This is a genomic window from Capnocytophaga sp. oral taxon 338 str. F0234 (assembly GCF_000192225.1).
Lineage (GTDB): Bacteria > Bacteroidota > Bacteroidia > Flavobacteriales > Flavobacteriaceae > Capnocytophaga.
In genome coordinates, this window is record NZ_GL872413.1 from 890,409 (window position 1) to 915,302 (window position 24,894).

Sequence of the window (24,894 nt, forward strand, 5' to 3'; positions counted from 1 at the left end):
CACTTTTTTGAGTCGGATTTTTTGTTGAATAATGTGGAAAAGATTTGTTATGAATCATTGGTCATTTGTTATTAAAAGTTGTACCTTTGCGCCCGTTTTTTAATTACTTTTTTATGTTAATCAGATATTGTGCCATCATCTTTGGTTGCTTAGCTTTGGGAGAATTGGTAGTGTATCTCACGGAAATTCATTTTCCTTCTAGCATTATAGGAATGATATTGCTCACCCTTTTTTTACGTTTGGGATGGATAAAATTGCACTGGGTTAAAGCTTTTTCCGATATGTTAATTTCCCATTTAGGACTGTTCTTCGTACCACCCAGTGTGGCTATATTGGCTTATTTTGACCTAATAGCTAAAAATTTTTGGTCTATCAGTATCGCTATTGTAGTTAGCACTGTTATTGTAATGGTTATTACCGGACATATTTATCAACTTATGCGTAAAAGAACCAAACATCATCATGAAAATATTTGAAAACTCTTTAGTACTTTTGGCTCTTACCTTTGGAGTCTATTATGGAGTACTCATGCTCCAGCAGAAATACAAATCGGTATTTCTAAACCCTGTGATGCTTGCCGTTTCTGTCCTTATTGGCTATTTGGTTATCTTCAATATCTCCTATGAGACCTATGAGCGTAATGCGGGAATGTATATTGATTTTTGGCTCAAGCCTTCCATCGTGGCTATGGGCGTACCTCTATACCAACAACTTTCCAAGATTAAAAAACAATTACTTCCACTTTTAGTTTCACAATTTATAGGAAGCTTAACAGGAATCCTTTCAGTAAGTTATATTGCCAAGTGGTTGGGAGCTAGTGATGATATCATTCGTTCTTTGGCTCCTAAATCAGTTACTACCCCTATTGCTCTTGAAGTTTCCAAAACGCTACATGGAATTACCTCTCTTACAGTAGCAGCTGTAATAGTTACTGGAATTTTAGGGTCTATTTTAGGTTTTAAAGTGCTTCAATGGACAGGGATCAAAAGCCCTATGGGACGCGGAATCTCTTTGGGAACAGCCTCACATGCTTTAGGGATTATGGCTGCTCTGAACCTTAGTGAAAAGCACGCTATCTACGCTAGTTTAGGAATGATTTTCAATGGAGTTTTTACCGCTATTTTGGCGCCTATTGTGATGCCTTTTATTTTATAGAGGAGAAAATTGCTTTAGCTGTCCTATCGCTGGCACCACTGTTGCCCAATTTATCTCTCAATTTCTTATAGTTATTAATAAGTTCTTCCCGATAAGAGGGAGTAAGGAGTTTTTCCAATTCTACTTTTAAGTTTCGAGTATTGAGTGCTCCTTGGATAAGTTCAGTAACTACAGGAGCATCCATAATAAGATTCACTAGGGAGATATATTTTAAGTTAATAACTCGTTTGGCAATCTGATAAGAAATCCAATTGCCTCGGTAGCATACTACTTCAGGTACATTCAATAATGCTGTTTCAAGAGTTGCGGTTCCACTGGTTACTAAAGCAGCATAGGAGAGAGAAAGCAGATCATGTGTTCTCCCACTAACAAAATGTACATTCTCTTCCTTGATGAACTGTTTGTAGAATTCATATTCCTGAGAAGGGGCTCCTGCAATAACAAACTGATATTGATGGTAGCTTCCTACTACTGAAAGCATCACTGAGAGCATCTTGGAAATCTCCTGTTTGCGACTGCCAGGAAGTAAGGCAATGATGGGTCGCTTATCTAAGCTATTTTCTCGCTTAAATTCCTCTTCACTTATTTCCTTACGAGAAGCAATCGCATCTAAGAGAGGGTGTCCTACGAAATTTACAGGATATTGGTGTTTCTTTTCATAAAAATCTTTTTCAAAAGGAAGAATCACATACATCTTATCTACATCCCTCTTAATTGCCTTGATACGATTCTCTTTCCAAGCCCATATTTGTGGTGAAATGTAATAATGAGTGGGAATTCCTTGCTCCTTAGCCCACTTAGCAATACGCATATTAAAACCAGGGTAATCAATAAAGATAAGCACATCGGGATGAAACTGAGCGATATCGCGTTTGCAAAAATCAATATTGCGAAGAATAGTCCTAAGGTTGGCTACTACTTCCCAGAAGCCCATAAAAGCCAAATTGCGATAATGCTTGACCAATGTACCCCCTACCGCTTCCATACGTTCACCACCCCAAAAACGAAATTGTGCTTGAGGATCTATCTTTTGTAATGAATGCATCAGGTTTGCTCCATGTAAGTCGCCTGAGGCTTCTCCTGCGATAAGGTAGTATTTCATAGAGATGAATATTTTTGCAAAGATACTATTTTTTCAAAAATAATTGTATATTTGCCTTATGATTATTTAGTACAGATATGCTAAACAAAAATCAATTCAAACTTCTACAGAAGCTTTCCCTTAAGAAATATCGAAACGAACTGGGGCTTTTTGTGGTAGAAGGAAAGAAAAGTATAATAGAATTTCTGAAAGCAGGCTATAAGGCAAAGGCTATCTACGCAACCAATGCTTTTTCTCCTCATCTTGTGGGGCATCCGCTAATTCTTGTAAGTCCAGAGGAACTCCAGCGACTCAGCACTCTAAAACATCCAGATGAAGGGGTGGCTATCTTCCAGCAACATGAAAGAAAGGAGATACTCCAAGAGGGACTTATTTTGGCTTTAGACAATGTCCAAGACCCTGGTAACTTGGGTACACTGATTCGCCTATGTGATTGGTTTGGCATAGAAACACTGCTGTGTAGCGAGCAGACGGTGGATTGCTATAATCCTAAGGTAGTGCAAGCCTCTATGGGATCACTCTCACGGGTGGAGGTGCATTATTTACCCTTAGAGGGCTTCTTGGCTACCTGTGCGTTACCTGTATATGTAGCGAACTTGGAGGGGGAAAACCTCTATACTACTACTTTCCCTGAAGATTGCGTGATTGTTTTGGGCAACGAAGCCAATGGTGTCAGTCCAGAGGTTGCCGCCTTAGCCAATGGAGCTATTACCATACCTCGTTTTGGCAAGCTACAACAGGCAGAAAGCCTCAATGTAGCCATGGCGGGAGGCATCATCATAAGTAAAGTGAAAAGTAAAAAGTAAGATGGCAGTAGAGAGCTTTTTTGTGATAGAGACTTCTTTTAGTAACTTAAAAGAAAAACTCAAAGATGAAATAGTGCGAGTAGATAAGGAATATGATGAAATAACGATTTCTTATAACGGTTTTTTCTTTTGGATGTATTTTTATAAAGAGGAAGAAGCTTATATAGATGAAGAGGAGAAAGCAAAATTACTGGTAAATATCAAACATGAATCAGCGACACCTCACTCTGTTATTATAGCTTTTAGAGAAAAACTTTTATCTTTAGGATTTTGTGAAAGGTAAAAATATAGTGAGTTAAAGGGCTTATTAGGTAATCAACTTTATGAAGAAATCAGAGAAGTTAAGAAAACCTAGGATAATTAAAGTGGTTTTAGAAAAATAAACAAAGAAACCTACTAATTAAGTATATTTTTTTCTCCATTTTAGTGATAGCAAAAAAAATCAGAATAAATAATTATTTCATAAGATGCATAACGAATTGCTTTTAAAAAAGATAAGGAAGTATATAGCTCTTTCAGAGAAAGAATGTGCTCTTATAAAAGAGCTTTTTAAACCCCTATCTCTTACCAGAGGAGAAATACTATTGCAAGAAGGTAATACTTGTAAATATTTCTGTTATGTAAATAAAGGGCTTTTAAGACAATTTATCAATTATGAAGGAAAAGAACTTACTATACATTTTAATGAAGAGGACACTTTTATTTGTGATTTTGAGAGTTTTATAAGTAAGACTCCTTCACAAAAAACAATTATTGCTCTTGAAGATAGTGTTTTACAAATGATTTCTTACAGTAATCTGCAACGATTTTACAAAGAAATAAGAGAAGGTGAACGGTTTGGTAGATTACTACTTGAGGAGACTTTTATCGAAGCCATACACTACATCATTTCGGGACTTGCTGATAGTCCGCAAGAACGTTATTTGAAATTTATGAGACAATATAAAAATATTGAACAACGGGTCGCACAGAAATACGTAGCTTCGTTTGTGGGGGTTACTCCACAATCATTGAGCAGAATTAGAAAAAGAATAGCCTATATGTAATTTATTACCCAAAGTTAATTTTTATCTCATCACTTCTGTGTTACTTTGCATCTCAGAAATTAAAAACAGAATGACAGATGAAAAATAAAAATTTTTTTCAACGGATGGCTCAATTGATAGCTATTTTTGGGCTTAGTTTATTAATAGGAAATATCTCGGCTTTTATAGCGATGAATATGCTTTCTACACCAAAAGATACCTTATTCTTCTTATGGCAACGCCGATTTATAGATGCAATGGTTCAACTGGGAATGATTAAGGGAATGTGGTTGTTCTTTATAGGCAATATTGTAATTTATTTATGTCAAAGAACTCGGAAAAATTTACTATTGCTTATACTTTCGATTATTGTATTTGTATTGGGAGAGTTCTTTATCGTTCCCTTATCTTATAAAACTTCACTTGTAGCCTTTCAACAGTATGAAATGAATCAAGTAATTTCTGATTTTCTTATAATAAAGCATAAAGAAGATGTTTTAGGGGGATTAAATCTATTTATATTGCTGACATATCTTGTTATTAGTATTTGCTATAAACAGGAAGAGAATAGATGAATGGATTATAATAGATATAAAAAATGCGAGATTTTACAAAAATCTCGCATTTTTTTCTTCTAATAATTGGAGGAAGTAAGGAGAACGGACAAAGTTTTGTTTCTTTTGATTGACATGGATAACCTCCAAGAACCCCATATTGACCAAGGCTTTTAGGTCGGTACGGGCGGTGTAGTTGGATACTTGAAAGCGATGTTCTACTTCCTTGATGGTAAGGATACGTTCAGGTTCGTCACAGAAGAGCTTCAGTAGCTCAGCCATACGTTCATTGACCCCTAAGATTTTTAGCAGATGTGCCGCTTGGTAGGCTTCCTTTTGCTTTGTGTGGAGGTACTGCTTAAGGGCTTCATAAGCCTTGTGCAGTACTCGGAATTGATAGGTAAGAAAATAGGTAAGGTCATAATCATCTGCTTCTGTATAGAGATAGGCTTTTTCATACTGCCCTTTGCTCTGCTTAATCATACTGGAAATAGAAAGGTATTCTGTTAGCCAATACCCTTCCTTGAGCAAATACCAATAAAAAAGAGCACGAGCGGTACGGCCGTTACCATCTACAAACGGATGCACAAAACCTATCATAAAGTGTAGAATACAGGCCTTGATGAGTGGGTGGATAAAAGGATGTGTGTTGGTGTTGAAAAAAGCACATAATTCCCCTATAAGGATAGGGATTTCGGTATATTCAGGAGGGGTATGTACGATTTCATTGTTAGAGAAATTCACTACATGTACCTCGTTGTTTTGGCGAAAGGCTCCTTCTTCTGCGGGATTATCAAGGGTTTTATGGGTAATAAGCTTATGAATATACAGCAAGGTCTCTTCAGAAAGGGGCTGATGGAAGTGAGCTACCAGATGTTGCATAGTGGTGTAGTTGTTCAGGATCATCTGTTCGGACTTATCTTTGGGTTTTTTCCCTTGCTGAATCATCTCTTTAGCCTTTTTTCGGGTGGTGTTGGCGCCCTCTATTTGGCTACTGGCGATAGCCTCTTCCATAAGAGAACTGACCATGAATTTTGCCTTATCCATCTGTGGTATATCTATAGAATTGGAGAGATTTCCACTCAGTTGGGTATCAAACAGATATAAAGTCTCTTGGATAAAATCAGTCAGAACAAAAGTAAAACTATAGTCTCCAAAGGAAATTTTTCGCGCATTGAGTTTTCTATGTAGCTTAATTGCCTGCCACAATAGCGGCGCGGTGACTTCCTTAGCCTTATACTTTACTTTGTCCCAATAGAGATAATCATTCTGTATATCAGAGAGTTGCTTTGTATCAACTAAAGTTTCCAGCAGAGAGACTACCTCAGGGGTAGTGGTAAAAGGTGGAGGTGTTTCTATCATAGTCTAGAGTTTGACAAGTGCAAAGATAATAAAAAATGCAAGATTTTACAAAAATCTCGCATTTTTTATTTCTCACTATTTACTATTTATTTAAAAAGTGGGTAAATCATAAGCCGGATTCTGTGCTTTCCCTTTGGAGGAAAGTGCTTATCATTTATCTGGATGGACTGTTGCCAGACCATTCTAACCGCCTACCCTCCGACATTGAGCGAGCTACTCTTAGTTGTCGGTTTACTTGGCGTTGCACCCTATAGAGTTTACCTGATTTCACTACAGCCGAACTGTACTTGCTTTCTGTTGCACTAGTCCTCGCCTTGCGGCGGACGGGCGTTACCCGCTATAGTGCTCTGTGGTGTCCGGACTTTCCTCTATTTCTTCTCCAGAAATAGCGATAAGCTGATTTACCCAACTTTTATAATGATTAATGGTAACAATGATTAATCATTGATCATTAAACATTTAACTATTATTCAAAGGTATTTCCTTGATTGATATCACCTGTTTCATAACCTTTCATGAACCAATATACACGTTGCTTGGAGGTGCCATGGGTGAAAGAGTCGGGAACTACTTGCCCTTGCATACGTTTTTGGATAGCATCATCCCCTACAGCATTGGCTGCACTTACCGCTTCTTCTATATCGTCAGCATCTAAATACTGTTTGTCATAATGTGCCCATACCCCTGCATAGAAGTCGGCTTGAAGTTCCAAGGATACCGAGAGTTTGTTGGCTTCTTTTTGGCTAAGTCTTTGTTGCGCTTGATGTACCTTTTGAGAAGTTCCTAAGAGAGTTTGTATATGATGACCTACCTCATGTGCCATTACGTATGCGATAGCAAAATCTCCTCCCTTAGCTCCAAAACGGGTACGAAGTTCCTCGAAGAAACTCATATCCATATAGAGCTTATGGTCACCAGGGCAGTAAAAAGGACCTACTGCACTGCTAGCATTTCCGCAAGCAGTTTGTACTGCATCAGTGAAAAGTACTAAGGTAGGTTTTTCGTAAGTACCTAAGTTATTTTCCTTAAATATTTTCTCCCACACATCTTCGGTATCTGCCAGTACGGTAGCAGTAAAGGCTTTGATTTCTTTTTGTTCCTCAGTAAGGTCTGCCTCATTGGCTAACTGAGAGGTTTGCCCTGCTTGGTTGAATTGTTCTAATAACGGAGCTAAAGTCTGACCTGTCTCCCCACCAAACACTTGTAAGAGAAGGATGATAATTCCAAGAACCCCACCGCCTGCAGCTATTTTTCCCGTAGTGCTAACTCCTCTGCGATCTTCCACATTGTCGCTTTGTCGTCTTCCTTGCCATTTCATAAAAGTTGTTTTTTGGCGGCAAAAGTAAGTATTTTTCAAAGAATAAACAATAAAAATTTTTCCATTATTTGTTTGTAAAATTTGTGAGTGAGAAAAAAAGATTGTATCTTTGTCCGATTTTTCATAAATAAAACTCCAATGAGTGAACAATTAAATCAAGACAAATATTCAGCAGATAATATCCAGTCTTTGGAAGGAATGGAGCATGTGCGTGTGCGTCCTTCTATGTATATAGGTGATGTAGGAATGAGAGGATTGCATCACTTAGTCTATGAAGTGTTAGATAACTCCATAGATGAGGCTCTTGCAGGATATTGTGATACTATTTCTGTATTTATTAATCCTGATAATTCTATAACAGTAGAAGATAACGGTCGTGGAATTCCTGTGGATATACATAAAAAAGAAGGAGTTTCCGCCCTTGAGGTGGTAATGACCAAAATAGGGGCTGGGGGAAAGTTTGATAAAGGTTCCTATAAAGTCTCCGGAGGATTGCATGGAGTAGGGGTATCTGTGGTGAATGCACTTTCTACACATCTGACAGCTACTGTATATCGTGATGGAAAAGAATGGCAGCAGGAGTATGAACGAGGGGTTGCTCTTTATTCGGTTAAAGAAATAGGAGAAACAAATAAAAGAGGAACTAAGGTTACTTTTCTCCCTGATACTGAAATATTTCAGCAATCTATAGAATTTAGTTATGATATTTTAGCTTCTCGTATTCGAGAACTAGCATTCCTTAACAAAGGAATTCGTATAACACTTACTGACTTGAGAGAAAAGGATGATCAAGGAAAACCTCTTTCTCAAGAATTCTATTCTGAAAAAGGCTTAGTAGAGTTTATCCAATACTTAGATGGTAATCGTCCTCCTATTATCTCAAAAATTATTTCCATGGAAGGAGAGAAGAATGAGATACCTGTTGAAGTAGCGATGGTATATAATGATTCCTTCAATGAAAACTTACATTCCTATGTAAATAACATTAATACGCATGAAGGAGGAACTCATTTACAGGGATTCCGAATGGGGCTTACTCGTACATTGAAGAATTATGCCGATAAATCAGGATTATTAGAAAAGGCGAGCAAAGATAAGAAGAATCCTTTGGAGATCTCAGGAGATGATTTTCGTGAAGGACTTACAGCTATTATTTCAGTGAAAGTAGCGGAGCCTCAATTTGAAGGACAAACTAAGACTAAGCTTGGTAACCGAGAGGTAACTGCAGCCGTTTCTCAAGCTGTTTCTGAGATGTTGGAGAGCTATCTAGAGGAAAATCCAGAAGATGCTAAAACGATAGTAAATAAAGTGATCTTAGCAGCTCAAGCTCGCTTGGCGGCTAAGAAAGCACGTGAAGCCGTACAACGAAAATCTCCTATGGGAGGGGCAGGTCTTCCTGGTAAATTAGCGGATTGCCAAGATAAAAATCCTGAAAATTGTGAACTTTTCTTAGTAGAAGGAGATTCCGCAGGAGGAACCGCTAAGCAAGGACGTGACCAAAAGTTTCAAGCAATTCTCCCTCTAAGAGGGAAAATTCTTAATGTAGAAAAAGCAATGCAACATAGAGTGCTTGATAGTGAGGAAATTAGAAATATTTATACAGCTTTAGGGGTAACTATAGGAACGGATGAGGATTCTAAGGCGCTTAATATGAGTAAATTGCGCTATTATAAGATAATCATTATGTGTGATGCCGATGTAGATGGTTCTCATATTGCTACCCTTATCTTAACTTTCTTCTTCCGTTATATGCGAGAACTTATTGAGGAAGGACATATTTACATAGCAACACCTCCTTTATATTTGCTCAAACAAGGTAAAAAAGAGCAATATGCATGGTCAGATGAGGAACGAGATGCTATTACAAATGAATTTTATTCTCAGGCACAGGCTAAGGTAGCTGTTCAGCGTTACAAAGGGTTAGGTGAAATGAATGCTACACAACTTGCGGATACTACTATGGATCCTAAACATCGCACTTTGCGTAAGGTGACTATAGAAAATGCTGTAGAAGCTGATCGTATCTTCTCTATGCTTATGGGAGATGATGTACCTCCTCGCCGTGAGTTTATTGAGAAAAATGCTAGATATGCCAATATAGATGCATAATTGAGAAGAGCGATGAAAGCTGCTCTTCTTACTCTTTTTGATTTTACATGAAGCAATGCCTAATTTCAGATTTACAGCTCATAAAGCAACTTATTCCACAGCGCTCACCTATGATAATGGTAGATGCTCTTTTGGAATATGACTCTACATCTGCTTTAGTAGGATTTACCATTACTAAGAAGAATATATTTGTACAGGGAAGTTGCCTTTCTGCAGCGGGACTTATTGAGCACATGGCACAAAGTGTAGCTCTGCATAAGGGGTATGCTTATTATTTGAATAACCAACCTACTCCTATGGGTTATATTGGAGCTATCAAGCAAATAGAAATCTATCAACTTCCGGAAATAGGAATAGTTTTAAAGACTCATATAAATATTATTCAAGAGTTCTTGGAGGTAACCTTAGTGAGGATAGAAACTTATTTAGGAGGTACTTGTATTTGTCAAGGAGAGATGAAGACAGTTTTAGCAAAATAAGTTTTCTTGGATAATCTTTACTAAAAATAGATAAGCTAAAACATCATAAAAAAATATTTAACAAGTATATACAAACCCTATGATAGGGATTTATTGTCAGTAGCGTATTTGTATAGGAAGGGGCTATTGAAGAGAAAGAGGCTGTCCGAAAAGGGTAACCTCTTTCTTATTTTATCTTTTTAATTATTATTCTTTTATAGAAAATGTACATACCATACCCGAAAAGTATACCTATGGAGAGCCCTGTAAGTACATCTAAAGGATAGTGTACTCCTAAATAGATACGACTGTAAGAAACTATAGAAGCCCATAATAATAGCCACAATAGCATTTTAGGATAGAAGTGTTTGAATATATTTCCTAAGAAGCAGGCTAAAGCAAAAGTATTGGCAGCATGGGCTGAGAAATATCCAAATTGTCCTCCACAATGAGTAAAGCGAAGTCGTCCATTAATCAAAGGATTATGACAAGGACGAAGCCTATGAAATTGTATTTTGAAGAGATTGGAGAGTTGGTCAGTTAGGGCAATCATCACAGCAATACACAAAAGGATCGCAAGGAATTGCTTTAAAGAATGCTTCTTATAGCAGAGCCAACACAGTAAAGCATATAACGGAAAGGCAGTCCACTTGTTAGTAATGAATTGCCAGAAACCATCCCAAAAAGGAGAACCTAATCCATTGAGGAAGAGAATCATCTCTTGGTCAAGTTCATTAAGGGTATTTATAAAATTATTCATAGCGGCTTATTTCTCGATCATAAAAAGCGGTGGCTTCTCCAATGAGACTTTCCGCTGAGGATGCAAGTTCCTCCTCATCTTCTTTATCAAATTCTTCAAGCCATTCTACCTCATCATTAGTGAGGTTAAGAATAAAGCGAGGAAATTCTGTGTGAATAATGAAGATTGCATCGGGATAATCGGTGTTATCACCAAGTAAGAATTTAGGGAGTGAATTCATATTAATGTTTTTTAAATTAAGAATGATTATGCTTGATTAATTTCCCGGATAAGAACAGAAAACGGGTAGTCTGTAAGATAGCAGAGAAAGCAAGTCCAGAGAGGAGCCCTATCCAAATACCTGTAGTTCTAAGGGAGGTATGTAGTCCTAAGTAGTAACAGATAGGAAAGGCAATAATCCAATAAGAGATAAAAGATAAAACCATAGGAATTTTTGCATCCTGTAAACCTCGTAAAGCTGCTAAAGCGACTGTCTGTAAACCATCAACAAGCTGGAAAAGAGCAGCAATTAGAAGTAAGTGTGCGGATTCATCTATTACTAAGGTAATTTTACTAAGGGAACTAAGTTTATTAGTATCAAGAAATAATGTAGGGAGCTCATATCGTAGGATGCCTATCATACCACCTAAAACTATTTGAGTTAAAAGAATGAAGAGAAAGATAGAAATAGCAACTCTACGTAGAGAAATATAGTCCTCTAATCCTTTATAATTTCCTACACGGATCATTGCCACTACACTCATCCCATTAGCAATCATGAAAGTTAAGGTAGCAATACTTGAGGCTATCTGGTTTGCTGCTTGATAGACCTCCCCTAATACACCACTAATCCAAGTAGCAGCAATAAAAATCCCAGCTTCAAAGACTACCTGTAATCCTGAAGGTACTCCTAAGTTAAGGAATTTCTTTACCATACCTCTATTTATTTTTGGAATAAGTTTAGTCATATATTGGGTCATACGAGTATTTTTATAAAGGATAATCCATAACATAAAAGGCATCATGAATCGGGAGACAAGAGTACCTATTGCAGCACCTAGTACGCCCATACTAGGACATCCCCAGTTCCCATAGATAAACAAATAGTTTAGAAAAATGTTGAATAAATTGCCAATAATAGTTACATAGAGGGAATATTGAGTAATGGAAAAACCGTCAGCAAATTGCTTAAAGGATTGGAAAATCATTAAAGGAATGATTGAGAAAGCTACCAAATGTACATAAGGTACAGCCAGGGCAATAACATCTTCTTTCTGCTGGGTATATCGCATAAGAGGTTCCGAAAAAAATAAACCTCCAAAAATGATTAAAGAAAGTAAACCGTTGATAAAAATTCCATGAGTGAGAATGGATTTGGTTTCTGTGGGATTTTTCTTCTTTTCTGATTCAGCGGTAAGAGTTGTTACTACTGTAGAGAATCCAATTCCAAATGACATTAATAAGAATACATAACTATTGCCTAAGGAAGCAGCAGCCAATTCTAAAGTTCCTACATTGCCTACCATGGCTGTATCAATTACCCCTACTAAAGTATGTCCTAACATGGAAAGAATAATCGGAGTTGCTAGGCGTAGGTTATAGCTGAATTCTTTAGTATATTGTCGTATATTTATCATATTAAGGGCTAATTATCAAAAGAGATCTCTTGTTCTACTTCCCAATTAGCACGTAATTCTATTTCTTTGGCAAAGTATCGAATATTCTCTGGTTGCCTCTTAAGCAGAAAGTTTCCTGTATCCCACTTTTTATTATGGTTGGTATCTTCTATTATGCGCAGTAGATAATTCCCAGCTTTTACAAAAGGGAAACTGTAAGTAGAGGCTGAATGTTCTACATATTGGTCATAGAGGACTTTCTTTCCATCTTTATCTGTAAGTTCTATGATTATGGGTAAGTGTAATGAATCCTTAAAGGATATTTTAAGAGAGGCAAAGTCTTCAGTGCGTTTAGCAGAAAAGGACTCTTTTAGGGTGTCACTCTTTTGGTGATAGAAGTCCTCAAAGGCATTCTGAGCAACAAGGTTGTACTTTTCTCCTTCTTTTACAGGAAGGGTAAGAGTTACTTGAGAAGTATTGGGAGTGAATTTTACTTGAAAATCTACTTGAGTACTATCTTTATCTGTAATTTGTATAGAATTTTTATCAAAAGTACGAATAGGAATATTGGAAAGAAAATGAATTTCCTCTTTAGTAGGAGAAGTCCCCTTATATTCTGTATTAATAGTAAATTTTTCATGCTTTATTTTACGAAGTTTGATATTGAATGTATCTACTTTATCACTCTTTACTTGTAGTTTGAGGGAATCCTTTATTTGAGGATTATACCACATCCATAGAGTGTCTTTCGTGGGTTCTTTCTCTATTGCCCATTCAAAATTTGTGGGTAGAGGAGATAGAGGATGTATTTGAATGCTATCCTTTTCTCCTTGATAGCCAATGCTTATGCGTTTCTCTCCTGAGATAAAAGGACGAGAAGCCTTAGGAGGTAATATCTCCTTAAAAAGTGTGAGGGTGTAGGTAGTATCTGAGGTTGGGAGGGTAATAAATTCTTTATGAAAGCCTATCTTATCGGTCTTAGGATCAAAGAGATAATTATTGTCTTTATCTTTCATACCCACTAACATATATTTTCCTGCTCTCAGGTGAGTGAGTTCAAAAGTAGTTAAGCTATCCAAAGTGTTAACTACATAGGTAGGTCGTTCTTTGTATATAATGGAATCAGAGAATTTCTCACCTACTTCATAAAGCATGACATTCACATAGTTATCGGGCTTTGCACTTTGAGCATCTTTGATATTTCCTTTTAAGGTAAGTGAGTCAATAGCATCCCCAGTAGAAAGCGTATAGGAAAAAAAGTTTAGAGGATTTCCTTCATTGTTATCTTGAATACTTTTTCCAAAATTGAAAGTATAGGTAGTATTGGCTTTTAAAGTATCTAATATTTTAATATCTATGTACTTAGCTGCATTTCCTGAGGGGGTGATCTCAGGAAAATATTTCATAGGAGGAGAGATGATAAGTTGTTTGCGTATATCTTTTAGAACAACATATTCATCAAAATAAATACGAATACGATTTCCTACAAAGTGGACTGATTCATTAGGAGGGGTGGTTCTTAGTACTTTTGGAGGGGTTTTATCCTGTTCACCTCCAGTAGGAGATCCAACACGAGCACATGCTATCCATAAGAAAGCAATACACAAACTCACGAGAAAATGATATTTTTTTTTCATAGTTTTATCCTAAGCGTGCAAGAGTATTGAGTTTTCCCAATAGCTTTATTGCTGTTGTATTTGTAAATTCCTTTTTACGATATTTACTTACAGACTGTATACCCTCACGAGTATTGGTAAGAAAAAGCTCATCTGCTTTTTGTAATTCAAAGGGAGATACTGTACGTTCTTCTAAAGTAAAATCATTAGTTTTTCTAATGGCCTCTATAAGCTTTTTACGAGTGATGCCATTAGGAACTCCATCGGACAAGGGAGGAGTTACTATCTCATTTCCAAATACTAAGAATATGTTTCCATCCAAAAAACTTACTACATTTTTATTTGTATTCATCAGGATACAATTCTGATAATCATTCTCTCTGGCAAAAACACTTCCTATTATATTGAGTAGGCGGTTGGTGGAGTTAAGGGTGGACAATAGGTCTGTTTGAGTATAGTAATCTCTAAAGAGTTCTACTTCATAAGGAATATTAAGGTTTTGATAGAAAGGAGTGGTGATCCCGTCAATATCAATACAATAATTTATATCTTGATTCTCAGGAGTGTAACCGCCTCCCTCTTTGCGAGTAATGGTAGTTCGTATCAACAGAGGTTTAGCACTCAATGAATTTGCCTGTATAGTCTTCTGAATTTCATTTTCCAAGAATTCAAGGGTAAAGCTATTAGGAATATCCATACGAGCAATACGCATAGTTGCCATAAGCCGTAAGTAATGTTCTTCCCAAAAAAGAAATTTCCCTTCTACGTATTTTACAAGGTCAAAAACGCTATCTCCATAAAGAAACCCACGATTTTTAGCAGAGATGGCAGGGGTTGTCTGTTGTATTTCTCCGTTATAATTAATCATTATTAGTTGTAATATAATTTAACAAGTGGCAAAGATACACATTATTTTTTAGTTTGTCTATAAGCGTTGGGTCAACTCTGTAAGCCATTTTCCCTGTACTTTCATTACCTGTTCTATAATTTCTCTTACACAACCTTCTCCTCCTTTTAAGTAGGAGATATACCGAGAGACAGCTTTTACTTCAGCTACGGCATCTTGTGGACAGGTAGGTAAACCTACTAACTTCATAGGAGCTACATCAGGTATGTCGTCCCCCATATAGAGGATTTCCTCAGGGCGAAGTTGATACTTATCCATAAACTCCTTTAGGGGTTCTATCTTCAGATGATTAGCCATATAGATATCAGTAATCCCCAACTGTTCACATCTTTTACGGGTGCCTATATTATTCCCTCCTGTGATGATAGCGATACGATAGCCCTGATTAACAGCCTGCTTAATGGCATAGCCGTCCTTTACATTGAACGAACGCAACAGATCGCCATCGTTCTGTACCAATACTTGGCACTGAGTAAGCACCCCATCTATATCAAAGATAAAAGTGGTAATGTCCTTTAATAATTCCTTGTAATTTTTATTTTCCATAAGTATTTAATATAGAGGTTGATATATTTTTATAGATTTCTTTTTCTAATCCATGTAATAATTCTAAGTGATTTTTTATGATGGCTCTGTCTCCTCGCTTAGCAGGACCTGTTTGTGCTTGAAAGAAAGATATTTGCTGAACTTTTTGATAGGTCTCATCCAAAAGAGGTTGTAGAAGTTCAAAGGGAATTCTTTTTTGCTGACAGAGTTTTTCGCTTAAGTACCAGAGATGGTTGGTGAAATTATTTAGAAAAACAGCAGCTATATGTAAGTATTGCCTTTGTAGGCTATCAATAGCATAATATTTAGGAGAGAAAACTCTCGCTAAACCCTCTAATAATGGAAAATCTTCCTTATATTCTGTTTCTAAACAGAAAGGCACTTTTGAGAAATCTATGGTTTGCCCTTTTGAAAACGATTGTAAGGGATAGAAAACACCTCGCCGTTGTCTGTCACTTAGAGCTCCTAAAGGAACACTTCCTGAGGTATGTACCACTAGCCTCCCTTCAAAAGGTAAGTCTAATGAGAGGGAGGATATCGCCTCATCTTTTACCGAAATAATATAGATATCTGCCGGAAGTAAATCTTCCAAAAGCATTATTTTCTCAGTGGGAATACTGGAGAAGTGAGCACTTAGAGGGCTCCTATTATATAGTTGTACAAGGGTGTACTCTGAACTTTTGGAAAGTCCTTGGGCTAAGTGATAAGCTACATTTCCACCACCTAAAATAGTTACTTTCTTCATGGATAAGAAACAAATGCCAAAAGTACTATATTTTTACTAAACAAAAAAGTTTTATTTTATTTTTTTAGGACAATTGAAAGAAAAGATGTACTTTTGCACTCAAAATTACTTCAATGAAAAAAATTATAGGCATCACTGCCCTTTTGGCACTACTGGGTGCTTGTTCAGAAAAGAAATCTTCTTTGGCAGGAGATTGGCAAATGACAAGTATTGCTGTGAATGGGAAAACACAACCTTTAGATGATTGTACTAAGAAGACTTATCTTTCCTTTGGAAAGGATTCTATTATCTATCATACTTTTATGCAAAGAGAAGATTGTAAAGAGGATAGTTTCAAGCTCGCTTATACGGCAAGCAAAGATAGTATAAAGGTAACCAATGAAACAGGAAGGATAGAACGTAGTGCTTATACTATTAAGAATGATTCTTTAATAATTTCTGATACAGCAGAAATGCAAGGACAAAAGTTTACCTCTAGATTGGTTCTGGTAAAGAAAAAATAGTAAACAAACAAAGGCGTAATCCCCTGCGCCTTTGTGTTTGGCATGCTTTTTGCTTTTTTCTTGACATGAGAACAATTCTAATAGTATTCTTAGCTTTTACTGCTTATATGTATGGGCAACCTGAGAAGCTTTCTACAGGAAGGTTTTCGCTTACTCCTAAAAAAGAAGCCCCTTTGCAACCTAAATCCTCTGAAAAAACCTCAGGGGTGGAATCTTGGATGAAGAACTATCTGAAAAATAATCCAGCTCCTTCTTTCTCTTCAGAAAATAAAGGAGTAGATTTCACAGGTCAGTATCGTAAGGAATATGCTCATAAGGAATTTAAACTCCCTGATCACTTGACCAATTTGAAACAAGAAGAAGAATATGACCTCTCCGCACTTAAGGGAGATAAATCCTATGGAGAGTTCAATAGTACTGCTGATGCAGTAGGTATCTTCTGTAGGGATTATGCTGATGTGGATGGTGATTTGGTAGATGTGTATCTCAATGATGAACTCATAGTAAGCAATGTATATCTTCGTGGTAATTTCCAAAAATTACATATTCCTCTTAAAATAGGTTTTAATAAAATAGAAATCAAGGCTCTTAATCAGGGGCTCTATGGACCTAATACTGCTGAGTTCCGTGTAATAGATGAGAATAATAATGTGCTTATTAGTGAAACATGGGCGCTACTTACGGGTTATAAAGCACGTTTTGTTATTGTAAAGGATAAGTAATGATGATTAATGATTAGTATTAATAGTTATTAGCCATTAATTATTAATAATGGAAAATGAATTTCTTAGCACATATCTTTTTATCGGGAGATGATAATGATTTACTCAAGATAGGAAACTTTATGGGAGATACCATACGTGGAAAACAATATTTGGACTATCCTCAACCTGTCCAAAAAGGTATCCTCTTGCACCGACAGATAGATACTTTCACTGATGCTCATCCTCGTTTTCGTACTAGCAAAAAGCGGTTAGTCCCCCTCTATGGTCATTACGCAGGGGTGATTACAGATATTTTCTATGATTACTTCTTGGCTAAGCATTGGCAAACATTCTCTGCTATGCCACTGGACACTTATATTACTCAATTTTACACCCTTCTACAGGAAAAAAGAGAAATACTTAATACGAGAACTCAATCTATTGTGTCTTATATGATTCGGGATAATTGGCTCAAAGCCTATCAGACTTTTGCAGGTCTTACCAAAATCCTTTATCAAATGGATAGGCGTACAGGATTCCGTTCACAGATGCAATATGCTACTGATTCTCTTCGAACAGAAGAATCTTTTTTTGAACAAGATTTTTTTCCTTTTTTTGAAGATATTCAAGACTTTGTAAGACAAAATCTTAATTCTTAATTTTTCATAAATCGAACTTATCCAATGGCATATCATATCTTATATCTTTCTTTAGGAAGTAATTTAGGAAATCGTGAACAGTACTTACAGCATGCTCTTTTTTTGCTTACACGGTCGGTGGGAGAAGTAGCAAAAGTATCCTCTTTATATGAATCCCCTGCATGGGGATTTTCCTCAACTCCTTTTTATAATATTTGTGTGGAAGTGCATACTCAATTCTCTTTGGAGGAAGTTCTGTGTAAGATACATACTATAGAAAGACATTTAGGACGTGTGCGTGCTACCTCTTCCTCACAAGAGTATCAGGCACGGACTTTAGATATTGATATTCTGTACTATGATGATATTGTTGCTCAAACTAATCAGCTTTGTGTACCACACCCTAAAATGACTTTTAGGAAGTTTGTATTGATTCCTTTAATGGATATTGCTCCACAATATATGCATCCTATCCAGAAAAAAACTACGGAAGAACTCCTAAAATCTTGCCCTGATGCTGCGGAACTTTCTTTGGTAAGAAAGAAAATTTCTTTATTAAATCCTTCTTATGCCACACAATATCAATATATTACTGTAGAGGGAAATATAGGAGCAGGAAAAACATCTTTAGCCACAAGGCTTGCAGGAGATTTTTCAGGAAAACTACTCTTGGAAGAATTTCTTTCCAATCCTTTTTTAGAAGATTTTTATAAGGAACCTCAACGTTTTGCTTTAGCAACAGAACTAAATTTTCTCAAAGACCGTTATAAACAGCTACAGAAGGTACTTGCTAATAAAAAAGAAAAAATTCCACTTATAGCTGATTATGCCCTTTCTAAATCGCTTATTTTTGCTTCTGAGACACTAGGAGCAAAAGAATATACTCTCTATGAGGAGATTTTTTATTTGTTCTTTGAGCGTATGGAAAAACCAGATTTATATATCTATTTACATCAAAATACTAACATTTTATTACAAAACATACAGAAAAGAGGAAGAAGCTTTGAGACTCCTATTTCTAAAGAATATTTAGAACGTATAGAGAGAAGTTATCTCTCTTTTCTAAAGAAAAATACTTCCTTAAATATATTAGTTATAGATGTTTCTTATATGGATTTTGTAAATAATGAAGACGATTACCAGTTTATCACCGCCCTAATTGCGAAATAGATGCCTTTTTTCCAGCAACTCCATATAGTCGATACCCATGTTTATACATGGCAACTCACTGAGACGGTGGTGCAGCTTAGCTCTGGTCTCACCCTCTCCCAAAGGGAGGAAGAGCGGCTGACGACCCTCCACAGCGAGAAAAAACAGAGGGAGTTTTTAGCCCTCCGCCACCTCTTGCGGGAGGCGCAACTACCTACCACAGCTCTTTACTATACCTCGGAGGGTAAGCCGCAGATAGAGGGACAATATATCTCTATCTCTCATAGCCACGATTTTGTGATGATTGCCCTAAGCCCGCACCCCATAGGGATAGACATAGAGCGCTGTACCCCCCGTATCCTTCGCCTTGCCCCCCGCTTTACCCCTTGGCAAGCTCCCTCTGATATGGACGAGCTTACCCAGATACAGGCCTATACCCAACTATGGACGATCAAGGAAGCCCTATATAAGGTCATCGACCTGCCCTCAGTTCGCTTTTATGAGGACTTGCAAGTACCCCATTTTGAGCCTCTTGCTCCGCGCCAACAAGCTCTCATCACTCACCCTGAAGGGGATAAGACGTACGAGGTACAAAGTTTCTTTTGGGAGGGATATATATGGACGGTGGTAAGTGAAGAATGAAAAGTGAAAAATGAAGAGAATAACTCAAAACTTAAAATTAAAAGCTCAAATGCGTATTCTTGCTATAGACTATGGTACCAAGCGTTGTGGTATCGCGGTAACGGACGAACTCAAGCTCATTGCCTCGGCACTGGCGACAGTAGAAACAACTGAACTATTGGATTTCTTGCAACAATATTGCCAGAGCGAATCCGTAGAACGGATCATCATAGGTCTACCTAAGCAGACCTCGGGCGAACCCTCTGAGAGTGAGGCTGCTATTGTATCCTTTATGGAGAAACTCCAAGAGAAACTCCCCGAAATACCCGTCTCCCGCTATGACGAACGCTTTACCTCCAAAATAGCCTCACATATATTGGTGGAAAGCGGCACTAAGAAAAAAAAACGACAAGACAAAGCCCTCTTGGATCGCATCAGTGCCACACTTATTTTACAGGATTATTTGAGTTCTTTGTAATAAAAAATGACTTTACTCGAACAAGTATATACCCCTGCGGATATCCGCCATTTCTCTCTCGCTGAGCTTAGGCAGCTAGCGGGGGAGTTGCGCCATTTTATCATCAATGAGGTCGCAACCAAGGAAGGCCACCTCGGGGCAGGCTTGGGCGTGGTGGAGCTGACCATCGCCCTACATTATGTCTTCAATACCCCTGAGGATATATTGGTCTTTGATGTGGGGCATCAGGCCTATCCGCATAAGCTCCTTACAGGCAGGCGCGAACGCTTTGCTACCAATCGCCAATGGGGTGGCCTTTCAGGTTTTCCAAGGCGTAAGGAGAGCGAATACGACCCCTTCGGTACAGGTCATGCAGGCACTTCGCTATCGGCAGTATTGGGCATGGCCACCGCGGCAGTGCTCGAGGAGAATTTCTCACGCAAGCATGTGGCTGTCATCGGGGACGCTTCTTTTGTCAATGGCATGGCCTTGGAAGCACTCAACCAAATGGGAGATAGCAAGGTCAATATGCTGGTGGTACTCAATGACAACCAAATAGGCATAGACCCCTCCACAGGTGCTTTTCGCTATTACTTGGAACGCTTGGCAAAGGGAGCCGATAAGGGTAGTTTCTTTGCTGATTTGCAAATAGAGTATCTAGGCAGCTACGATGGGCATTCCTTTGAAGAGCTAATTCCTATACTAAGCCAAGCAAGAGATTTCTTTGGGGTACAGCTAGTGCATATCCGTACTACCAAAGGCAAGGGCTACCAAAGGGCAGAAGAACGACAGACGCTTTTTCATGCCCCAGGCAAGTTTGACCCCGCAACGGGTATACTTCTCCCTCAGCAGAGGCAACAAACGAAGTTTCAGGACGTTTTTGGCCATACCCTCTGTGAGTTGGCCGCAGAGAACAAGGCTATTGTGGGCATTACTCCAGCCATGGTAACAGGTAGTTCACTCCACTATATGCAGCAACAATTCCCTGCTCGCACCTTTGATGTAGGCATAGCCGAAGAACATGCGGTTACCTTTGCCGCAGGATTGGCCACTCAAGGACTATTGCCATTCTTGGTCATTTATTCTACTTTTCTGCAAAGGGGCTATGACCAACTCATTCACGATGTAGCTTTGCAACAGCTCAAAGTGATTTTCTGTATAGATAGGGCAGGCCTAGTGGGGGAGGACGGTGCTACCCATCAGGGCGTATTTGATATAGCTTACTTAAGGTGCATTCCTAATATAGAAATATTTGCTCCACGTAATGAGGTAGAATTAAGAAATATTCTTTATACAGTACAATTACCTGAGTATGATAAAGCTATTGCCATTCGTTATCCACGTGGTTATGGAAGGCTCATCCATTGGCATTTCCCTTTTGAAAGGATAGAAAAAAAAGGCATACAACTTAAGGAAGGAAATCGCTATGCTATTCTTTCGGTGGGTACTATTGCTGATGAGGTAATGGAAGAAATTAATAAGCGTCCTGATAAAGAGGATTTTGCTCATTATGATATGCGTTGGATAAAACCTTTGGATGAGGGACTACTACGTCATATTTTTCAAAAATATGAAGCTATTATTACCGTAGAAGAAGGGTGCAAAGCGGGAGGATTTGGGGAAAGTATAGCTGTTTTTACTAAGGAAAAAGGATATAATCTCCCAGTAAGGATAGTAGCCATAGCCGATGTTTTTGTAGAACATGGAAGTATAGTCATACAGCGTGAATTTGCAGGACTTACGAATTTTCTAAGGTATTAAAAAGTAAAGGCCTATCTTTATAAGAGAAAGGTCTTTACTTTTTTAGGAAATATAGAAAAATTATTTATTAATTTTTCTAAGCCATTGATTCATATCTACTTCCTTAAAAATAATATCTTTTAAGGATGCAATAGGCACGCGCTGTTGCTCCATGGTATCACGGTGGCGGATAGTAACAGTATTGTCCTCCTTGGTCTGATGATCCACTGTCACACAGAAAGGGGTACCTACGGCATCTTGCCTACGATAGCGACGACCTACGGCATCTTTCTCGTCATAGGCTACAGTAAAGTCGTATTTCAAATCATTTAATATTTGCAAAGCGATTTCTGGTAAACCATCCTTCTTAAGTAAAGGTAATATGGCTACCTTTGTAGGAGCAAGTACAAAAGGCAAGCGTAGTACAGTACGAGTTTCGCCTCCTTCTAGAGTTTCTTCCTGTAGGCTGTGAGAGAATATCGCAAGGAAGAGTCGGTCAAGCCCTACGGAAGTTTCCAATACATAAGGTATATAACTCCTGTTCTCCTCTGGATCAAAATATTGGAGCTTTTTTCCCGAATATTTTTCATGATTACTTAGGTCAAAATCAGTACGAGAGTGGATTCCCTCTAATTCCTTAAATCCAAAAGGAAACTTAAACTCAATGTCACAGGCTGCATCAGCATAGTGAGCAAGTTTTTCATGATCATGGAAACGATAGTTTTCTACTCCTAATCCTAAGGAGAGATGCCAATCCAAACGTGTTTTCTTCCAATGTTCATACCATTGTTGTTGGGTTCCAGGTTTGATGAAGAATTGCATTTCCATTTGTTCAAATTCACGCATACGAAAAATGAACTGACGGGCTACAATCTCATTTCGGAAAGCCTTCCCTGTTTGGGCAATTCCAAAAGGAATTTTCAAGCGCCCTGTTTTTTGCACATTGGAGAAATTTACAAAAATACCCTGTGCTGTTTCTGGACGTAAGTATAAGTCCATTGCACCTTCAGAAGCAGCTCCAAGTCTGGTGCCGAACATCAGGTTGAACTGTTTTACTTCAGTCCAATTCTTTGTGCCTGAAATAGGGCAAACAATCTCCAATTCTTCAATGAGGGCTTTTACATCTGCTAAATCCTCACGTTCGAGAGATTTTCCTAAACGATGTAGAATAGCTTCTGCTTTTTGTTTGTATTCAATAACTTTAGGATTGGTGCTGATAAATTGTTCCTTATCAAAGGCTTCTCCAAAGCGTTTTTGTGCTTTGGCAATTTCTTTTTCTATCTTTTCTTCTATTTTAGCTACATAATCCTCTACCAAAGTATCAGCACGATAGCGCTTTTTGGAATCTTTATTATCAATAAGAGGGTCATTGAAAGCATCTATGTGACCAGAGGCTTTCCAGGTGGTAGGATGCATAAAGATAGCAGCATCTATCCCTACAATATTCTCATGGAGCTGCACCATCGCTTTCCACCAATATTCACGGATATTCTTCTTAAGTTCTACCCCATTTTGAGCGTAGTCATATACGGCACTAAGCCCATCATAGATTTCACTGGAAGGGAAAATATAACCGTATTCCTTGGCATGAGCAATTACTTTTTTGAAAAATTCTTCTTGATTTGCCATTATACTAATTTTAAGTAAGTGCAAAAGTAGTAAAAAATATGTTTATGAAAAGATTTTTGAGAAAAAAATTAAATTATTTTTTAGGATACTCCTCCCAAGGGGGAAATTCAAAATAGAGTTGTACCCAATGAGGTTCTTTATCCTCCTTAATAGGATAATTAAAATTGCTAAGAGAAACCCCTAATAACCGTATAGACTCTCGGAGTTTTTCTTGATAGAGAAGTTCTTTGACAATATGATAGATAGTAGGACTATCCCCTATAAATTCAGGTATGGTACGGCTACGTGTTTGTATCTTAAAATCACTATATTTGAGTTTTAAAGTGACTGTCTTGGCTAATAGTTTTTTCTTAGAAAGTCGTAATGACACTTCTTCACTTAATTGTTGTAAAGGCTCTGTCATAAATATTTCACTGGAAATATTCTTCTCGAAGGTGTGCTCCACCCCAATTGATTTTATTAGGCGAAAAGGTTGCACGGGACTCAAATGAATTCCACGAGCAATCTGGTAGAAATATTCACCACTATTGCCAAAATAGGATTGTAATTCTTCTAAACTCTTAGCACGAAGATCTGCCCCAGTGAAGATCCCCTTCTGATACATCTTTTCAGCAGTTACCTTACCTATTCCATAGAATTTCTTAACATCTAATCCTTCTAAAAAGGAAAGCACTTTACTTGGAGGAACTGTCTTCTGCCCATTGGGCTTGTTATAATCACTAGCAATCTTAGCGATAAATTTATTAACAGAAATACCGGCAGATGCAGTAAGTCCTGTCTGTTCAAATATTTTAGAACGTATCTGCTCAGCAATAAGGGTTGCTGAGGAAAGATTCTTTTTATTGGTAGTAACATCCAGATAGGCCTCATCCAAGGAAAGAGGTTCTACAAGATCAGTATATTCATAGAAGATGTTACGTATTCTTGAGGAGATTTCCTTGTATCGTTCAAAGCGAGGTTTTACAAAGATAAGGGTGGGACATAAGCGCCTTGCAATGACTCCTGACATGGCACTATGTACACCATATTTACGAGCTTCATAGCTTGCAGTAGCTACCACTCCACGAGGTTCACTACCTCCTACAGCGATGGGCTTCCCTAATAAGGAGGGATTGTCATGCTGTTCTACGGAGGCATAGAAAGCGTCCATATCAATATGAATAATTTTACGTTCCATAATAATGATGCAAAGATAGTGATTTTATTGTATATTTTAAGAATCCAAATAAAAATGTATACTCTGAACAAGAATATTTCATTTTGTTAAATTTCTGAACTTAATATTTTTAGCTATGAAAGATACCTCCATAACGAAGTTAAACTTTAAAGATTTTGCAAAGGGATTATATATAAAATTATTTGATCAAAAACAAAAACTTAGAAATACTGAACATA

Annotated in this window: 27 protein-coding genes and 1 other RNA gene; 15 read left to right on the forward strand and 13 right to left on the reverse strand. The window is 37.6% G+C overall.

Features of this window, described 5'->3' with window-relative positions; genetic code table 11:
* The first annotated feature begins 113 nt into the window (after positions 1 to 113).
* Positions 114 to 476, forward strand: coding sequence for a CidA/LrgA family protein (locus HMPREF9071_RS04080; protein WP_009745310.1), 363 nt, complete (start codon positions 114 to 116; stop codon positions 474 to 476).
* Positions 463 to 1,155 (forward strand): LrgB family protein, encoded by a 693-nt coding sequence (locus tag HMPREF9071_RS04085; protein WP_009745311.1) that lies wholly within the window; start codon positions 463 to 465, stop codon positions 1,153 to 1,155. Before HMPREF9071_RS04080 ends, HMPREF9071_RS04085 begins: the two co-directional genes overlap by 14 nt.
* Here the strand turns inward: HMPREF9071_RS04085 and lpxB are convergent.
* Positions 1,145 to 2,257, reverse strand: coding sequence for a lipid-A-disaccharide synthase (lpxB, locus tag HMPREF9071_RS04090; protein ID WP_009745312.1), 1,113 nt, complete (start codon positions 2,255 to 2,257; stop codon positions 1,145 to 1,147). The two genes, HMPREF9071_RS04085 and lpxB, sit on opposite strands and share 11 nt — an antisense overlap.
* 77 nt (positions 2,258 to 2,334) lie before the next feature.
* Between lpxB and HMPREF9071_RS04095 the strand changes: the two genes are divergently transcribed.
* The 4 genes from HMPREF9071_RS04095 to HMPREF9071_RS04110 all read left to right on the forward strand — a co-directional run bounded on the left by HMPREF9071_RS04095 (position 2,335) and on the right by HMPREF9071_RS04110 (position 4,663).
* On the forward strand, positions 2,335 to 3,063 hold the full coding sequence (locus tag HMPREF9071_RS04095; protein WP_009745313.1) for an RNA methyltransferase: 729 nt from the start codon (positions 2,335 to 2,337) through the stop codon (positions 3,061 to 3,063).
* A 1-nt stretch (position 3,064) separates the two neighbouring features.
* Positions 3,065 to 3,346: a hypothetical protein gene (locus tag HMPREF9071_RS04100; RefSeq protein WP_009745314.1), complete on the forward strand. Its 282-nt coding sequence runs from the start codon at positions 3,065 to 3,067 to the stop codon at positions 3,344 to 3,346.
* Between the two features lie 184 nt (positions 3,347 to 3,530).
* Positions 3,531 to 4,109 carry a Crp/Fnr family transcriptional regulator gene (locus HMPREF9071_RS04105; protein WP_009745315.1) on the forward strand — a complete coding sequence of 193 codons (579 nt, stop codon included), beginning with the start codon at positions 3,531 to 3,533 and terminating at the stop codon, positions 4,107 to 4,109.
* 77 nt (positions 4,110 to 4,186) lie between these two features.
* Positions 4,187 to 4,663: a hypothetical protein gene (locus tag HMPREF9071_RS04110; protein WP_009745316.1), complete on the forward strand. Its 477-nt coding sequence runs from the start codon at positions 4,187 to 4,189 to the stop codon at positions 4,661 to 4,663.
* A gap of 33 nt (positions 4,664 to 4,696) precedes the next feature.
* Here HMPREF9071_RS04110 and HMPREF9071_RS04115 read toward each other — a convergent pair whose 3' ends face one another.
* From HMPREF9071_RS04115 to HMPREF9071_RS04120, 3 genes are all read right to left on the reverse strand, one after another.
* A complete protein-coding gene (locus HMPREF9071_RS04115; protein ID WP_009745317.1) occupies positions 4,697 to 6,004 on the reverse strand; it encodes a Fic family protein in 1,308 nt (435 codons plus the stop codon).
* A gap of 94 nt (positions 6,005 to 6,098) precedes the next feature.
* An RNA gene (gene rnpB, locus HMPREF9071_RS11840) (RNase P RNA component class A) lies at positions 6,099 to 6,412 on the reverse strand.
* Between the two features lie 58 nt (positions 6,413 to 6,470).
* Positions 6,471 to 7,322, reverse strand: coding sequence for a neutral zinc metallopeptidase (locus tag HMPREF9071_RS04120; protein WP_040358269.1), 852 nt, complete (start codon positions 7,320 to 7,322; stop codon positions 6,471 to 6,473).
* A 138-nt stretch (positions 7,323 to 7,460) separates the two neighbouring features.
* On the opposite strand from HMPREF9071_RS04120, the gene gyrB reads away from it, so the two are divergent.
* Together gyrB and HMPREF9071_RS04130 are read left to right on the forward strand one after the other, a co-directional pair.
* Positions 7,461 to 9,431: a DNA topoisomerase (ATP-hydrolyzing) subunit B gene (gene gyrB / locus HMPREF9071_RS04125; protein ID WP_009745319.1), complete on the forward strand. Its 1,971-nt coding sequence runs from the start codon at positions 7,461 to 7,463 to the stop codon at positions 9,429 to 9,431.
* A 47-nt stretch (positions 9,432 to 9,478) separates the two neighbouring features.
* Positions 9,479 to 9,910, forward strand: coding sequence for a hypothetical protein (locus HMPREF9071_RS04130; protein WP_009745320.1), 432 nt, complete (start codon positions 9,479 to 9,481; stop codon positions 9,908 to 9,910).
* 166 nt (positions 9,911 to 10,076) lie between these two features.
* On the opposite strand, the gene HMPREF9071_RS04135 is transcribed toward HMPREF9071_RS04130, so the two are convergent.
* The 7 genes from HMPREF9071_RS04135 to HMPREF9071_RS04165 are packed head-to-tail and all read right to left on the reverse strand — an operon-like array spanning position 10,077 to position 16,058.
* Positions 10,077 to 10,649 carry a phosphatase PAP2 family protein gene (locus HMPREF9071_RS04135; protein ID WP_009745321.1) on the reverse strand — a complete coding sequence of 191 codons (573 nt, stop codon included), beginning with the start codon at positions 10,647 to 10,649 and terminating at the stop codon, positions 10,077 to 10,079.
* Positions 10,642 to 10,869 (reverse strand): hypothetical protein, encoded by a 228-nt coding sequence (locus tag HMPREF9071_RS04140; protein ID WP_009745322.1) that lies wholly within the window; start codon positions 10,867 to 10,869, stop codon positions 10,642 to 10,644. The genes HMPREF9071_RS04135 and HMPREF9071_RS04140 overlap by 8 nt, the downstream gene beginning before the upstream one ends.
* 16 nt (positions 10,870 to 10,885) lie before the next feature.
* Positions 10,886 to 12,265 (reverse strand): MATE family efflux transporter, encoded by a 1,380-nt coding sequence (locus tag HMPREF9071_RS04145; protein WP_009745323.1) that lies wholly within the window; start codon positions 12,263 to 12,265, stop codon positions 10,886 to 10,888.
* Positions 12,266 to 12,273: 8 nt separating this feature from the next.
* The gene (locus HMPREF9071_RS04150) at positions 12,274 to 13,881 is read right to left on the reverse strand and encodes an Ig-like domain-containing protein (protein WP_009745324.1); all 1,608 of its coding nucleotides are present in this window, start codon (positions 13,879 to 13,881) and stop codon (positions 12,274 to 12,276) included.
* A 4-nt stretch (positions 13,882 to 13,885) separates the two neighbouring features.
* Positions 13,886 to 14,728, reverse strand: coding sequence for an aminotransferase class IV (locus HMPREF9071_RS04155; protein ID WP_009745325.1), 843 nt, complete (start codon positions 14,726 to 14,728; stop codon positions 13,886 to 13,888).
* A 57-nt stretch (positions 14,729 to 14,785) separates the two neighbouring features.
* The gene (locus HMPREF9071_RS04160) at positions 14,786 to 15,313 is read right to left on the reverse strand and encodes an HAD family hydrolase (protein WP_009745326.1); all 528 of its coding nucleotides are present in this window, start codon (positions 15,311 to 15,313) and stop codon (positions 14,786 to 14,788) included.
* Positions 15,303 to 16,058 (reverse strand): Rossmann-like and DUF2520 domain-containing protein, encoded by a 756-nt coding sequence (locus HMPREF9071_RS04165; RefSeq protein ID WP_009745327.1) that lies wholly within the window; start codon positions 16,056 to 16,058, stop codon positions 15,303 to 15,305. The genes HMPREF9071_RS04160 and HMPREF9071_RS04165 overlap by 11 nt, the downstream gene beginning before the upstream one ends.
* A 113-nt stretch (positions 16,059 to 16,171) precedes the next feature.
* On the opposite strand from HMPREF9071_RS04165, the gene HMPREF9071_RS04170 reads away from it, so the two are divergent.
* The 7 genes from HMPREF9071_RS04170 (at position 16,172) to HMPREF9071_RS04200 (ending at position 21,891) form a co-directional block, all read left to right on the forward strand.
* The gene (locus HMPREF9071_RS04170; RefSeq protein ID WP_009745328.1) at positions 16,172 to 16,561 is read left to right on the forward strand and encodes a lipocalin family protein; all 390 of its coding nucleotides are present in this window, start codon (positions 16,172 to 16,174) and stop codon (positions 16,559 to 16,561) included.
* Between the two features lie 65 nt (positions 16,562 to 16,626).
* Positions 16,627 to 17,283, forward strand: a complete 657-nt coding sequence (locus HMPREF9071_RS04175; protein ID WP_009745329.1) for a hypothetical protein — start codon at positions 16,627 to 16,629, stop codon at positions 17,281 to 17,283.
* 56 nt (positions 17,284 to 17,339) lie between these two features.
* Complete coding sequence (locus tag HMPREF9071_RS04180) at positions 17,340 to 17,924, forward strand: ACP phosphodiesterase (RefSeq protein ID WP_009745330.1); 585 nt, start codon at positions 17,340 to 17,342, stop codon at positions 17,922 to 17,924.
* Positions 17,925 to 17,948: 24 nt separating this feature from the next.
* Positions 17,949 to 19,073, forward strand: coding sequence for a 2-amino-4-hydroxy-6-hydroxymethyldihydropteridine diphosphokinase (folK, locus tag HMPREF9071_RS04185; RefSeq protein WP_009745331.1), 1,125 nt, complete (start codon positions 17,949 to 17,951; stop codon positions 19,071 to 19,073).
* Complete coding sequence (locus tag HMPREF9071_RS04190; RefSeq protein WP_009745332.1) at positions 19,074 to 19,694, forward strand: 4'-phosphopantetheinyl transferase family protein; 621 nt, start codon at positions 19,074 to 19,076, stop codon at positions 19,692 to 19,694.
* A 49-nt stretch (positions 19,695 to 19,743) separates the two neighbouring features.
* Positions 19,744 to 20,151 (forward strand): Holliday junction resolvase RuvX, encoded by a 408-nt coding sequence (gene ruvX, locus HMPREF9071_RS04195; protein ID WP_040358274.1) that lies wholly within the window; start codon positions 19,744 to 19,746, stop codon positions 20,149 to 20,151.
* A gap of 6 nt (positions 20,152 to 20,157) precedes the next feature.
* Entirely contained in the window at positions 20,158 to 21,891 is a 1,734-nt protein-coding gene (locus HMPREF9071_RS04200) for a 1-deoxy-D-xylulose-5-phosphate synthase (protein ID WP_009745334.1), read from the forward strand.
* A gap of 60 nt (positions 21,892 to 21,951) precedes the next feature.
* On the opposite strand, the gene HMPREF9071_RS04205 is transcribed toward HMPREF9071_RS04200, so the two are convergent.
* The gene (locus tag HMPREF9071_RS04205; protein ID WP_009745335.1) at positions 21,952 to 23,499 is read right to left on the reverse strand and encodes a glycine--tRNA ligase; all 1,548 of its coding nucleotides are present in this window, start codon (positions 23,497 to 23,499) and stop codon (positions 21,952 to 21,954) included.
* A 73-nt stretch (positions 23,500 to 23,572) separates the two neighbouring features.
* On the reverse strand, positions 23,573 to 24,676 hold the full coding sequence (gene dinB / locus HMPREF9071_RS04210; protein ID WP_009745336.1) for a DNA polymerase IV: 1,104 nt from the start codon (positions 24,674 to 24,676) through the stop codon (positions 23,573 to 23,575).
* Positions 24,677 to 24,894 lie beyond the last annotated feature (218 nt).